The sequence below is a fragment of the Bradyrhizobium canariense genome (genome assembly GCF_018130465.1).
In the GTDB taxonomy this organism is placed as follows: domain Bacteria; phylum Pseudomonadota; class Alphaproteobacteria; order Rhizobiales; family Xanthobacteraceae; genus Bradyrhizobium; species Bradyrhizobium canariense_C.
This window is the reverse complement of sequence record NZ_JAFCKJ010000005.1, coordinates 290,356-302,820: the sequence shown is the minus strand read 5'-3', so window position 1 is coordinate 302,820 and position 12,465 is coordinate 290,356. Positions and strand designations below refer to the sequence as shown.

The 12,465-nt window shown below is 63.2% G+C and carries 11 protein-coding genes and 2 pseudogenes; 7 read left to right on the top strand and 6 right to left on the bottom strand.

The annotated features are described in order from the left end of the window. Positions 1-47 precede the first annotated feature (47 nt). The 6 genes and pseudogenes from JQ591_RS16995 to JQ591_RS16970 all read left to right on the top strand — a co-directional run bounded on the left by JQ591_RS16995 (position 48) and on the right by JQ591_RS16970 (position 4,587). The gene (locus tag JQ591_RS16995) at positions 48-716 is read left to right on the top strand and encodes an amino acid ABC transporter permease (protein ID WP_211397157.1); all 669 of its coding nucleotides are present in this window, start codon (positions 48-50) and stop codon (positions 714-716) included. Positions 717-728: 12 nt separating this feature from the next. Next, positions 729-1,385, top strand: coding sequence for an amino acid ABC transporter permease (locus JQ591_RS16990; RefSeq protein WP_211397156.1), 657 nt, complete (start codon positions 729-731; stop codon positions 1,383-1,385). A gap of 51 nt (positions 1,386-1,436) precedes the next feature. Next, a complete protein-coding gene (locus tag JQ591_RS16985; RefSeq protein WP_211397155.1) occupies positions 1,437-2,264 on the top strand; it encodes a transporter substrate-binding domain-containing protein in 828 nt (275 codons plus the stop codon). A 62-nt stretch (positions 2,265-2,326) separates the two neighbouring features. Further along, positions 2,327-3,073 (top strand): amino acid ABC transporter ATP-binding protein, encoded by a 747-nt coding sequence (locus JQ591_RS16980; protein ID WP_249137090.1) that lies wholly within the window; start codon positions 2,327-2,329, stop codon positions 3,071-3,073. Positions 3,074-3,086: 13 nt separating this feature from the next. After that, on the top strand, positions 3,087-3,536 hold the full coding sequence (gene aroQ / locus JQ591_RS16975; protein WP_211397154.1) for a type II 3-dehydroquinate dehydratase: 450 nt from the start codon (positions 3,087-3,089) through the stop codon (positions 3,534-3,536). A 6-nt stretch (positions 3,537-3,542) separates the two neighbouring features. Next, positions 3,543-4,587: pseudogene (locus JQ591_RS16970) on the top strand (Gfo/Idh/MocA family protein). 154 nt (positions 4,588-4,741) lie between these two features. Here the strand turns inward: JQ591_RS16970 and JQ591_RS16965 are convergent. Next, the gene (locus JQ591_RS16965; protein ID WP_211397153.1) at positions 4,742-5,629 is read right to left on the bottom strand and encodes a VOC family protein; all 888 of its coding nucleotides are present in this window, start codon (positions 5,627-5,629) and stop codon (positions 4,742-4,744) included. Between the two features lie 166 nt (positions 5,630-5,795). Here JQ591_RS16965 and JQ591_RS16960 point away from each other — a divergent pair, with 166 nt between their 5' ends. Then, complete coding sequence (locus JQ591_RS16960) at positions 5,796-6,983, top strand: CaiB/BaiF CoA transferase family protein (RefSeq protein ID WP_211397152.1); 1,188 nt, start codon at positions 5,796-5,798, stop codon at positions 6,981-6,983. A 227-nt stretch (positions 6,984-7,210) separates the two neighbouring features. Here JQ591_RS16960 and JQ591_RS16955 read toward each other — a convergent pair whose 3' ends face one another. The 5 genes and pseudogenes from JQ591_RS16955 to JQ591_RS16940 all read right to left on the bottom strand — a co-directional run bounded on the left by JQ591_RS16955 (position 7,211) and on the right by JQ591_RS16940 (position 12,337). Beyond that, entirely contained in the window at positions 7,211-7,891 is a 681-nt protein-coding gene (locus tag JQ591_RS16955) for an SDR family oxidoreductase (protein ID WP_211397151.1), read from the bottom strand. Positions 7,892-7,895: 4 nt separating this feature from the next. After that, positions 7,896-9,116, bottom strand: coding sequence for a sialidase family protein (locus JQ591_RS16950; RefSeq protein WP_211397150.1), 1,221 nt, complete (start codon positions 9,114-9,116; stop codon positions 7,896-7,898). Continuing rightward, entirely contained in the window at positions 9,113-10,549 is a 1,437-nt protein-coding gene (locus tag JQ591_RS16945; protein ID WP_211397149.1) for a sodium:solute symporter family protein, read from the bottom strand. The genes JQ591_RS16950 and JQ591_RS16945 overlap by 4 nt, the downstream gene beginning before the upstream one ends. A gap of 249 nt (positions 10,550-10,798) precedes the next feature. After that, positions 10,799-10,879, bottom strand: a pseudogene (locus JQ591_RS35340) (DUF72 domain-containing protein); the annotation flags it as partial. Positions 10,880-11,188: 309 nt separating this feature from the next. Then, positions 11,189-12,337 (bottom strand): amidohydrolase, encoded by a 1,149-nt coding sequence (locus JQ591_RS16940; RefSeq protein ID WP_211397148.1) that lies wholly within the window; start codon positions 12,335-12,337, stop codon positions 11,189-11,191. Positions 12,338-12,465: the final 128 nt, after the last annotated feature.

The window sequence follows — 12,465 nt, the reverse complement described above, 5'->3', positions numbered from 1 at the left end:
CGGCCGATGGGCGAGCGGCACGCACAACGCCCGAGAGGAAACGCAAGATGGGCTACACGCTCGATTTCTCGGTGGTTTGGCACGCAATGCCCGCGCTGCTGTGGGGATGCGTGGGGACGTTGGGTTTGGCGCTTGCTGGCATGACGCTCGCAATGATCATCGGCGTCGCGGGCGTCGCGGCCCGCGATGCGAAGTCGGCCTGGTTGCGCGCCATCGTGATCGGCTTCGTCGAGATCGTGCGCAATACGCCGTTCTTGGTGCAGATCTTCTTTCTGTTCTTTGCACTGCCGCTTATTGGGTTGAAGCTCAATCCGACCGCCACCGCCATTATCGCACTCGGTGTGAACGGAGGCGCGTACGCCATCGAGATCATCCGCGGCGGCGTGCAATCGATTCACAAAGGGCAAATCGAGGCCGGCTACGCGCTCGGACTGCACAAAGGGCAGGTATTCCGTTCCATCGTACTCAAGCCCGCGCTTCGCGCGATCTATCCCTCGCTCACGGGGCAGTTCATCATGCTGACGCTGACCTCGTCGATCTGTTCGGCTGTGTCCGCCTATGAATTGACGTCGGTTGCGCAGCGAATCGAAAGCGACACGTTCCGCAGCTTCGAGGTCTATTTCTTCGTCACGTTCCTCTACCTCGCGATCTCCTGGCTGCTGATGTCGGGCTTCGCAATCATCTCCCATCGCTTCTTCTCATATCCGACGCGCTGAGGAGCACAGATCATGACACCGCATTTCGGTCTTCCAGAGTTCGGCTTCCTCATGCGTGGTCTGCAATGGACGGTGCTGCTGACGCTGGTTGCATTCGTCGGTGGCTGTACCGCCGGCCTGATCGTCGCACTGTTGCGCACCTGCGGTCGCACGACCGTTGAATGGATAGTCCGGATCTATATTGGAATCTTCCAGGGGACACCGCTGCTGCTGCAACTGTTCGTGGTGTACTACGGCCTGGCGCTCCTCGGATTGAAGCTGTCAGCATTCGTTGCGGTCGCGATCGGGTTCACCGTCAACGCCTCGGCTTTTCTCGGCGAGATCTGGCGCGGCGCAATCCAAGCCGTGCCTCGCGGTCAGACCGAGGCCGCAATGGCGCTCGGTCTGCATTATTCCTCGCGCATGCGCGACATCGTGCTGCCGCAAGCCATTCGCATCGCGCTGCCGGCGACCATCGGCTATCTCGTGCAGCTCATCAAGGGCACCTCGCTCGCTGCCATCGTCGGCTTCATCGAACTCGCCCGCGCCGGTCAAATCGTATCGAACCAGATCTACCAGCCGTTGCTCGTCTTCGGTGTGGTCGGCGCGATGTATTTCATCCTCTGCTGGCCACTCTCATGGTGGGGCAGTCGGGTGGAGGCCAGGCTCGCCCTGGCCGCTCAAAGGTAGGTTCGGCGCACCTACTCAATCAAACACAGCCATCACCAGGAGGAGATACTCATGTTGTTTTCGCTCAATCGCCGCCAGTTCGGCATTGCGCTGCTGACGTTGTCGGCCATCGTTGTCGCAGGCGGCTCGCAGGCGGGCACTCTGGAGGACGTGAAGAAGAAGGGCGTCGTCGTCATCGGCATTCAGGGCGATAATCCGCCCTGGGGCTATGTCGATAGCTCAGGAAAGCAGGACGGGATCGATGCCGACATGGGGCGCGCCTTCGCTGAATATCTCGGCGTGAAGGCCGAGTTCGTCCCGCTGGCGGTGGCCAATCGTATTCCGGCGCTGACCACAGGCCGCGTAGACATTCTGTTCGCGACCATGGCGATGCTGCCCGAGCGCGCGAAGGCGGTACAATATTCCAAACCATATGTTGCCAATGAGATTACACTTGTCGCTGCCCAGGCAACGCCGATCAACAGCAATGCCGATATGGGGAAGTACGTTATTGGCGTCCCACGCTCCTCCACGCAGGACACCCAGGTAACCAATAATGCTCCAGCGGGCGCCGAAATCCGCAGGTTTGACGATGACGCGGCCACGATCCAGGCGCTGCTCTCGGGTCAGGTGCAGGCGGTCGGCGCAAACAGCTTCTACCCGCAGCGTCTGAATGCCGCAAAGCCGGAACTTGGGTTCGAGCCCAAGCTTCACTTCACCGCTTTGTACAACGGGGCCTGCACGCGCCTGGGAGAGAAGGAGTGGAACGAGACGGCGAACAAATTCATCGACCAGATCAAGTCTAACGGCAAGTTGGCCGGTTTCTACGCCAAGTGGATGAAGGCGCCCGTGCCGATCTTCCCCGACTCAGTCCCCGGCGTTCCGTTCACAGTTCAATAATCACTGCAAGCGGCCGACGCGCTGGGCGCGTTGGCCGCTGTTCGATAGCGGAGGCCGAATCCATGCAGGACCAGATCCTGATCGAAATGAAGGGCGTGCAGAAATGGTACGGCGGGTACCAGGCTCTCCGCAACGTTGATCTCACTGTGCGCCGAGGCGAAAAGATCGTGCTCTGCGGTCCGTCCGGTTCGGGCAAGTCGACGCTGATACGCTGTATCAACCGCCTGGAGGCAATCCAGCAGGGTAGTATCGTGGTGAACGGTCATCGGTTGGACGACAGCATCAAAGCCATTGATGTCGTACGCCAGGACGTCGGCATGGTCTTTCAGAGCTTCAACCTTTTTCCGCATATGACGGTGTTGCAGAACTGCATGCTCGCGCCCATTCGCGCGCGCCGCATCAGCAAGACCGAGGCGGAGGCGACCGCGCAAAAATATCTCGAGCGGGTACACATTGGGGATCAGGCCGAGAAGTATCCGGCTCAGCTCTCGGGCGGTCAGCAGCAACGTGTCGCGATCGCGCGTGCGCTCTGCATGCAGCCCAAGGTGATGCTGTTTGACGAACCGACCTCGGCTCTTGATCCGGAAATGGTCAAGGAAGTGCTCGATACGATGATCGGCCTCGCCAACGACGGCATGACCATGATTTGCGTCACCCACGAGATGGGTTTTGCCCGCCAGGTTGCCGACCGTGTCATCTTCATGGCTGAAGGGCAGATCATCGAAGAAGGCGCGCCCGACGCTTTCTTCCGCAATCCGCAGCACACCCGCACCAAGCAGTTCCTTGGCGAGATCCTTGCCCATCACTGAACGGAGTTTTTCCATGAGTCGTCTTGTCTACGTCCTGAACGGGCCAAATCTCAATTTGCTCGGCAAGCGTCAGCCCCATATCTATGGCCACGAGACTCTTGCGGATGTGGAGCGAGATTGTCGGGGGCTGGCCGCGGAGCTCGCGCTGGAGATGCGCTTTCACCAGTCGAACAGAGAGTACGAGCTGATCGATTGGATCCACGAGGCGCGCGAGACGGCTGCCGGTATCGTGATGAATCCCGCAGCTTTCACCCATACTTCGGTCGCCATCCTGGATGCTCTGAACACGTTCGAGGGTACAGTGATCGAGGTGCACATTTCCAACGTGCACAAACGCGAGGAATTCCGTCACCACTCGTTCGTTTCCAAACGAGCTGATGGCGTGATCGCAGGTTTCGGAACTCAGGGTTATCTGCTCGGCTTGCGTCGTGTGGCCAAGCTACTTGACGAGAAGAAAGGGTAGCATTGCATGAGTGCACCCATTCGCCTGTCGGTCGTGGGAGCGGGTCTCATCGGCAAGCGACATATTGAGCACATTCTCGCACGGCCGGAGGCGGTACTATCGTCGATCGTCGATCCGATGCCGGCGGCACAAGAGTTGGCGGTATCGCTGAACGTGGACTGGTTTCCGTCCTTTCCAGGACATGGTCTCGGAAAATCGGCCAGAGGGGGTGGTGATCGCCACCCCCAACCAGATGCACGTGGCGAACGGCATGGATTGTATCGCTGCGGGCATCCCGGCGCTGATCGAGAAGCCGTTAGCGGATGATGTCGTTGCTGCACAGGCGTTGGTCGAAGCCTCCGACCGGGCGGGCGTGCCACTGCTCACCGGCCACCACCGCCGCCACAACCCGATGATCCAGCGTGCCAAGGCGGAGATCGACAGCGGCAGGCTCGGTCAGATCGTCGCGGTGCATGGCATGTTCTGGCTGGTCAAGCCGGACGATTATTTTGAAGTGTCCTGGCGCCGCGAGAAAGGGGCGGGGCCCATTTTCCTAAATCTCATCCATGATGTCGACCTGTTGCGGTATCTGTGCGGCGATATCGTCGCGGTACAGGCTGCGCAATCCAATCGGGTGCGCGGAAATGCGATCGAAGAGACCGCGGTGATCATCCTGCATTTCGCCTCCGGGGCGCTGGGAACGGTCAATGTCTCCGATACCATCCAGTCGCCTTGGAGCTGGGAATTTACCACCGGAGAGAATCCGGCCTACAGCCATGCGCTGGAGACCTGCTACCAGATCGGCGGCACGAGGGCATCGCTGGCTATTCCGCAACTCGATCTATGGCATCACCCGAGCAAGGCGAGTTGGTGGGCGCCGATTGAGCGCGAGCGGCTGAGCTACGAGAACGAAGACCCGCTTGCTCTGCAGATCGCCAATTTCTGCGGAGTCATCCGCGGTACGGCCGAGCCCGCGGTGAGCGGGCGCGAAGGGCTCAAAACCCTCACAGTGATCGACGCGGTCAAACGCGCGGCGGAAACCGGAGATTTCATATCGGTCCGAAATTCGTAAGCTTCCTTTTCATTTGGAAACAACCGCCAAGCTATTGATATTACTAGGGCAGAATTCTTGGCTTTTTTCCAAACGCAGATTGAAATCATTGAATAATCAAGCTGATTTTGATTCCGCCATTCGGAGGTTCGATCCCTCCCGCCCCAGCCAGCCCCTATCCCTCGTATTGGTCCGGCCCCATCGCCCAGAGCGACTGATCGTGGCCGGCCGCGTAATTGCGATTGTTGATCGCCGGGTTGCGGTTGACCATCGGCCGCATGAACATCGGGTGGGTGGCGCTGCGCACTTCGTGCTCGACCGTGAACAGAGGCTTGCCGCTGTCGAGATCGACGATGTCGCAGAACCGGTACTGGTATCGATTGTCCTCGCGCGAGACCAGGTTGCGCGCCAGCAGTCTGCGGTACGGGCCGGAGAAGTCGGTGATGTACATCTGCACATGGTGGCCGTCATAGTCGCCTTGCGGCCGATCGGTCTCGCGGAACAGCAGATGCTGGTCGCGGCCCGTCTTCACGGCGGCGACGGTGCCGTCGCCGTTCCACACCTCGGATGGCATGCCCATGATCTCGGGGTAGAAGGCGCAGATGCGCGCTGCGGATCCCACCGGCACGTCGAACTCGACATAGGGAATGCCGAGCGCGACGCGGCCGAAGCGCGCGGCGTCGGGCTCGTAGCAGCGCAGGCGGTTGCCCCACGGACAAATCGCTTCGACATGGTCGTTGTGCTCGGCGAAGGCGAACGCCGTGCCCTCGAGCTTTTTGGCGACCGACGCCAGCCGGGCGAGCAGCGCCTCGCGGCCCGCGATGACCAGCCCGACATGACCGCGCAGCACCTGCGGCCGTCCGCTCGGCAAGTGAAACTGGCTGCGGCCGGCGTTGATCCACATGTTGGTGTCGGACACCATGAGGTAGGGATCGCGGGTGAGCCCGAGGCCTGTGACGTAGAACAGCGTGGCGAGGCGCTGGTCCGGGACCTGGATGTTGACGTGCTCGAAATGGATCGCGTTGCCGAGATCTTCTGCGGATCGATCGAATTGTTGCGGCATGGATGAGGCTCTGATGGGGGAGGGACAGGTCCATACTAGAGCACAATTTCCGCCAGTCGAAATGATTCGCCGATCACATCTTGAGGGCAGGGCATGGCGTCCGTTGCCACCTTGCCGCAAATGCCAATCCCTGTAATCTGACAAAAAGCACAAAGGAAAGAGATCGATGGGAGGGGTTCTGGAGGGCGTGCGCGTCCTCGATTTCGGGCGCTATATCGCGGGGCCCTATTGCGCGACCTTGCTGGCCGAATTCGGCGCCGAGGTCATTCGCGTGGAGAAGCGCGACGGCAGCGAGGATCGCTTCGTGGCGCCGGTCGGCGAAAATGGCGAAGGCGCGCTGTTCCTTCAGGTCAACCGCAACAAGAAGTGCCTCACGCTCGATCCGATGAAGCCGGAAGGGCAGGAGGTGATGCGCCGCCTGATTGCGACCGCCGACGTCGTCGTCGCCAATCTGCCGCCGCAAACCCTGCTCGCGATGAAGCTCGACTACGACTCGCTCAAGGCGATCAAGCCCGACATCATCCTGACCACGGCCACCGCGTTCGGCGGGCCGGGGCCATGGTCCGACCGCGTCGGCTTCGACGGCGTCGGGCAGGTCATGTCGGGCTCGGTGTACATGACGGGCGCCGGCGATCCACCCTACCGGGCCGCGGTCAACTGGGTCGATTTCGGAACCGCGCTCCATTGCGCGTTCGGCACGCTCGCCGCGCTGATCGAGCGCGGCAAATCCGGGCGTGGGCAGATCGTCGAGGGCGCATTGCTCGCAACCGCTTTGTCCTTCACCAACGCCACGCTGATCGAACAGGCCGTCATCAACGTCAATCGCGTGCCATCAGGCAATCTCGGCCAGACCGCAGCGCCCGCCGACATCTACCGCACCAGGGACGGCTGGGTGCTGTGCCAGGTCACGGGGCATCCGCTGTTCAAGCGCTGGGCCAGGCTGATGGGCGAAGAGGAGCAGTGGCTGAACGATCCGCGCTTTGCCGACGACATCAGCCGCGGCAACAACGGCGCCGTCATCAGCGAGCGGATGGCGCGCTGGTGCGCCGAGCGCACCACGCAGGAGGCCGTCGACACCCTGGGCAAGGCGATGATTCCGACCGGCCCCGTGCTGAGCCCGCAGCAGGCGCTGGATCATCCGCACATCCGCGCCGCCGGCTTCATGCAGGACGTCGACTATCCCGGCTTGCCGAAGCCCGCACCGGTGGCACGCGCTGCCGTCCGCCTGTCGGAAACGCCCGGTGAAATCACGACGCGCCCACCCACGCTCGGCGAGCATACCGATCTTATCCTGGCCGAGCTCGGCTACGACAAGGCCGCGATCGCGGCGCTACGGCAGGGCGGCATTGTCTAGAGAGGAAGGGCTATCGTAGAAGGCAGCGGAGAGCTATCTGGCATGCTCGGCCTGCATGGTTCGCCCGGCGATGCAGAGCATCGTCCGGAACGCCCGCTTTGGCGGGCTCCTCACCATGAGGGTCTGATATCTCGCCGCGAAACACGACCTCATCCTGAGGGCCTGCCGCAGCCGGGCGTCTCGAAGGATGGCCGCAGACGAGCTTCCCGCCTCGTCTTGCCGCAAACTCACAGCGAGCTGCCGCCGCAGATGACGAGCTGCTGTCCGGTGATGGCGGCGGCGTCCGCCGAGAGCAGGAATGCCACCGCGTTTGCGACTTCCTCGGCGCGGATGTAGCGGCCGATCGGCGGCAATCTGGGCGTGACGTCGGCGCGCGAGGGATCCTTCAGCATCGGCGTCTCGGTCGCTGCCGGCGCAACCACGTTGACGGTAACGCCGCGCGGTGCGAGCTCGATCGCCCAGGACCGCGCCAGCGCCACCAGGGCCGCCTTGGTCGCGGCATATTGCCCGCGGCCGGACGCGCCTGATGCGGTGCGGCTGCCGATGAAGACGATGCGCCCGCCCTGCGTCAGGCGCGGCGCCAGCGCGTTGGCGAGGCGCTCGGCGACGTCGACATGCAGTCGCCACATCGCGGCACCCTCGTCATGGTCGAGCGATCCGAGCTGCCCGACCTTGAGCATGCCGGCGGCATGGACGAGCGCGGTCGGCGTGATGTCGGCGACGGCGGCCGCGATGGCGTCGACATCGGCGAGGTCGAGTGACAAATGATCGAATGCCGGGTGCTCGAATGGTGCGGGCCGTCGGCTGATCCCGGTGACGCGCCAGCCGTCGCGCAGCAGGCGCTCGACGATCGCCGCGCCAATCCCCGAGCTGGCGCCGGTGACGAGTGCGTGGGGGCTCTTGTCCATGATCTCAGTCCCGCGCGGCGGCGTCACCCGGTTCTCGTAACCCAGTTCTCGTGACCCATGGCTCGCTTACGCGCACGTATTTGATCGCGCGGCGGTGGAAGGTGAACGCCATGTGGATCGCGCCGTCGGCGGTCTGCTTGACGGACGGGTAGGACAGCTCGCGATTGGTCTGCTCGCGCGAATTGTTGGTCATGCAATAGCCGTCGCCGGTCTCGACGTTGCGCCTGGTCCAGCTTCGTCCGCCGTCGGCCGAGACGGCCAGCGTCATCGGTGCCCGCGGCGCGCCCCAGAATGCAGTGCGTCCGTCCGTCTTGCTGCCATCGTCGGCGATCACGGGAGGAAGGTCGTCCTCGATCTCGTCATACAGCGAGAGACGGCGTCCGGTCGCGTCATTTGCGCTTGAGTCGTTGAACACGAGCGCAAGATGACCGTTGGCGAGCCGCGTGACCTGGATCGAGGAATTGTTGTTGGGAAGCACGGTCGGAACAGGCGCCGACCAGGTCCTGCCGTGATCGGTGGACCGGCTCTGATAGATGTTGTCCGCCCAGCGGCTGCGATACAGCGCGAGCAGCGAACCGTCGTCGAGGCGCACGATGGACATGTGGACGCAGCCGCGGCTGCCGGGAACGTCGACGTCGCGCCAGGTCGTGCCGGAATCGGACGAGATCTTCACCGCGCTGGTGTCCTCGTCGCCGTTCCATTTCCGTCCCGGCGTGCTGTGACAATAGAACACCGGCAGCAGCCAGTCGCCATTGTCGAGCACGACGATCGGCTGGCGGATGAAGGTGCCGCGGCCACGGTGCTCGGGAAACAGCGTCTCGATCGGGCCCCAGCTCTTGCCGTTGTCGCGGGAGAGGCGGCGGCGGATCAGGGCGGTGTCCTGGTTTCCCGCCAGTTGCGCCGTCCACATCAGCCACAGCGCACCGTCGGGCGCGGGAAACAGCACCGGGTTCTGCTCCGAACGCGAATTGTCATCGGACAGCTTTTCGGCGCGCGACCACTGCGTCGCACCACGGGCCAGGCGCGAAAAATACACCGAGATGTCCGACATGCCTTCCTGGGTGCCGCCGAACCAGACGCAAGCCAGATCGCCGCCCGCAAGCGGCATCAGATTGGCGGCGTGGTTCTGCACGCAAGGCGAGGGAATGAAGGCGTCGAACCGGTCGGGATCGCCGGCAGCCGGGCGAACGACGCCGTCGGCGGCGATCTCGATGTCGGCAATCATGTCGAGGTCCTTTCCACGAATGCATTGGGTTGTGCGGCCTGCGGCGTCGCGGCAGCGATGGGCGCGCGGCCCAGCGCCAGGCGCTCGACCGCCATCACGATCAGCGGCGTCGCGGCGGCGACATACATGTTGTCGATGCCGAAGGGATTTCCGAGCATGTACCAGACCGTCGTCGAGACGGCGGCGCCGATCAGGCCCGCGGTGGCGCCACGATTGCTCGCGAACAGCGGCAGATAGAATCCCATCATCGCGATGATCGTGATCGACAGGCGCAGCGCGCGCGTGAAGAACGACAGCTTGAGGATCTCCGGGACGAAGAAGACGAACAGCAGCGGCGCGATGCCGATCACCACCGAGAACAGGCGGGTCATCTTCAGCTCGCGCTCCGGCGTCGGCTTCCAATAGGGAACGTAGAAGTCGCGCACCACCAGCGAGGCGATCGCCAGCGCAACGGTGCAGACGCTGACGAAGATCGAGGCGACGAGCGAGGTCGTCACGAAGGCCGAGGCCAGCGGCGGCATCTTCTCCAGGAATACGGGAAGCGCGTAGAGGCTGTTCATGTCGGGATAGAGGAATTTCGCGGCAACGCCGATCAAGGCAAGCAGGAAGCCGAGCGGCAGGCAGAACGCAGCGGCATAGAAGGTTGCCTTGCGGGCGTCGTCGGCGCTCGGCGTCGAGGAGATCGCCTGGACGATGAACTGGGTCGAGAAGATCGCACCGACGGTGCCGAAGGTCCAGGCGAAGATGGTCGCAAAGCCGATCTTGCCGTCCCAGGTGAAATAGTGGGCGGGCAGCTTGGCCTGCATCGGCGCAATGCCGCCGGTCAGGGACATCGCGACCGTGAAGATGATGAGGATGCCGACGACCTTGAAGGCGCTGTGCAGGATCGTCACCCAGGCGACGCCCTTCAATCCGCCGAACACGTAGTAGAAGGTGCTGACCACCGCGATGACGCACATCGCGAACGGCAGGCTGACATGCAGCGCGGTTGCGATCGCCGCCGCGCCGCTGATGTAATTGCCGACGTTCACGAGCAGCAGCGCGTAGATCATGATCACGGAGACCGTGAGCATGGTCGACTTGCCGTATTTCTGCGCGATCGCGGCCGAGATGGTGTATTCGCCGGAATTGTAGAGCTTCTTCACCATCAACAGCCCGAACAGCAGAAAGCCGATCGAGGCGCCGAGCACGGCCCACCCCGCAGCCATGCCGGACTGGAACGCTTCCTGCGCGGTGCCGACGGTGGACTTGGCGCCGACGAATTCGGACATCATCAGCACGCCGACCACGACGGCCGGCATCGCGCGCCCGCCGGTCATGAACTGATCGCTCGTCCTGCTGCGCAGCTTGAGCGTGAGCCAGGAGGTGAAGGCGATGTAGGCGACGATCATCGCGACGATGAGCGTGCTGTCGCCATTGAGGATGGCTTGCATCGTTGACGTTTCCTCTGGTGACGCGGACGCGGTGTTGTGACCCCGCTTGGTCCGGTTGCATTTGTTCGGAATGCGAACAATTGTTCTTAAGATCCATTAAACCTCCCCGGGCGCCGTGCGTCAAGCACAGGCGGCGCGAACCATCAGCGGGACACGGGCGATCAGCGGCGTCGGCGCTCCTCCGCCAAGGACCGGATCAAGGCGAGACGAAATGGGGGAGGCGGGCGTTCGTGAACCGGCGTCCGCGCGTTACAGCAATTGCTTCAACGCTCGCGCATCGGCCGGCGCCGCGCTCTTCTGGTCGTTGTCGAAATAGACAAAGACGTCGCACATAGACGAAGGCAACAAGCAGATCGGCGATCCCTTTCCCTCCGGGAAGGAGGTATGGGAAGCCGCATAGATCGAAGGGTTGGTGACCGACGTACCGGTCGCGGACGAGGAGGGCGGCAGGCTTCTCCCGGATATCACGTCGCGCAGGTCGAGGAGGTCAACGAGCCGCGGCCCGATTGGAAGCTGCCGCGCGAAATCTCGTGAGCGGGTTCGCGCCTTTCGTCAGGCCTTCAGCAGCAGCGCCCGCGCCCGGGTGAATTCGCCCGCCGCAGCGATTCGGACTTGGCTCGCCGCTCACGGGTCCATGCCCTAGTTCGACGCCAGCGCCGCCTTGGCGACTTCCGCCATCCAGCCTGACGCCACCGGCAGGATCGCGTCGTTGAAATCATAGCGCGGGCCGTGCAGCTCGGCGCCATCACGCAATTCGCCATTGCCGATCCAGACGAAGGCGCCGGGGCGCCGCGAGAGATAGTGGGCGAAATCCTCACCTGCCATGCTGGGCGCGAGGTCGCGCCGCAGCTCGGCCTGCACCTTGTCCGCGGCGAGGCGCGCGAGACCCGCTTCGACCGGTGTGTTGATGACGACGCCAACGCCGATGACGATCTCGGGCGTCACCTTGACGCCAAAGCTCGTCGCGATTCCGGCGCAGGTACGTTCGATCGCCTCGAGGATGGTGTCTTTCACCGCCTCGCGATGATAGCGTAGCGTGCCGCCGATCACGACCCGCCCCGCGATCTGGTTGCGCGCCGTGCCGCCTTCGAGCGTGCACAGCGAGAGCACGGCGGTGTCGAGCGGATCGACGCTGCGCGAGACGATCGATTGCAGCGCCACGATCAAATGGCCGGCCGCCATCACCGGATCGCGCGTCAGATGCGGCATGCCGGCGTGTCCGGCATGACCATCGATAGTGATGGTGATGCGCCCGCCGGATGCCATGACGACGCCGTCATGAACCGCGATGGTGCCGGTGCTAAGTCCCGGCCAGTTGTGAAAGCCGAACACCCGTTGCATCGGAAAGCGCTCGAACAGCCCGGCCGCGACCATCGCGCGCGAGCCGCCATAACCTTCCTCGGCCGGCTGGAAGATGAAGTCGACGGTGCCGCTCCAGCTTGTGTCGGCGGCGAGCAGCGCGGCGGCGCCGAGCAGCGAAGCGGTATGCCCGTCATGCCCGCAGGCATGCATCACACCGGGATTTTTCGAAGCATAGGGCAGGCCCGTGTCTTCGGTGATCGGCAGCGCATCCATGTCGGCGCGCAGGCCGACGCGGCTCTGTGCATGCCCGCGCGTCAACGTCGCGACGATGCCGTGGCCGCCAACGCCTGACACGAAGGGAATGCCGAGCTCGGTGAGCTTGTCCTGCACGAAAGCGGCAGTGGACTTCTCCTGGAGGGACAGTTCGGGATGCGCATGCAAATGCTGGCGCAACGCGGTCAGTTTCTGGTGCAGTTCGGGGGTCAAGGTCGGTCTTTCGGATGATGACGGCTGCTGCCACCATAGCGGATTATCGGGCCGCTGCATCCAGCCACGAGCGAATGCCCCACGTGCAACTACATCGTCATGGCCGGGACAAGCCCGGGCACGACGAC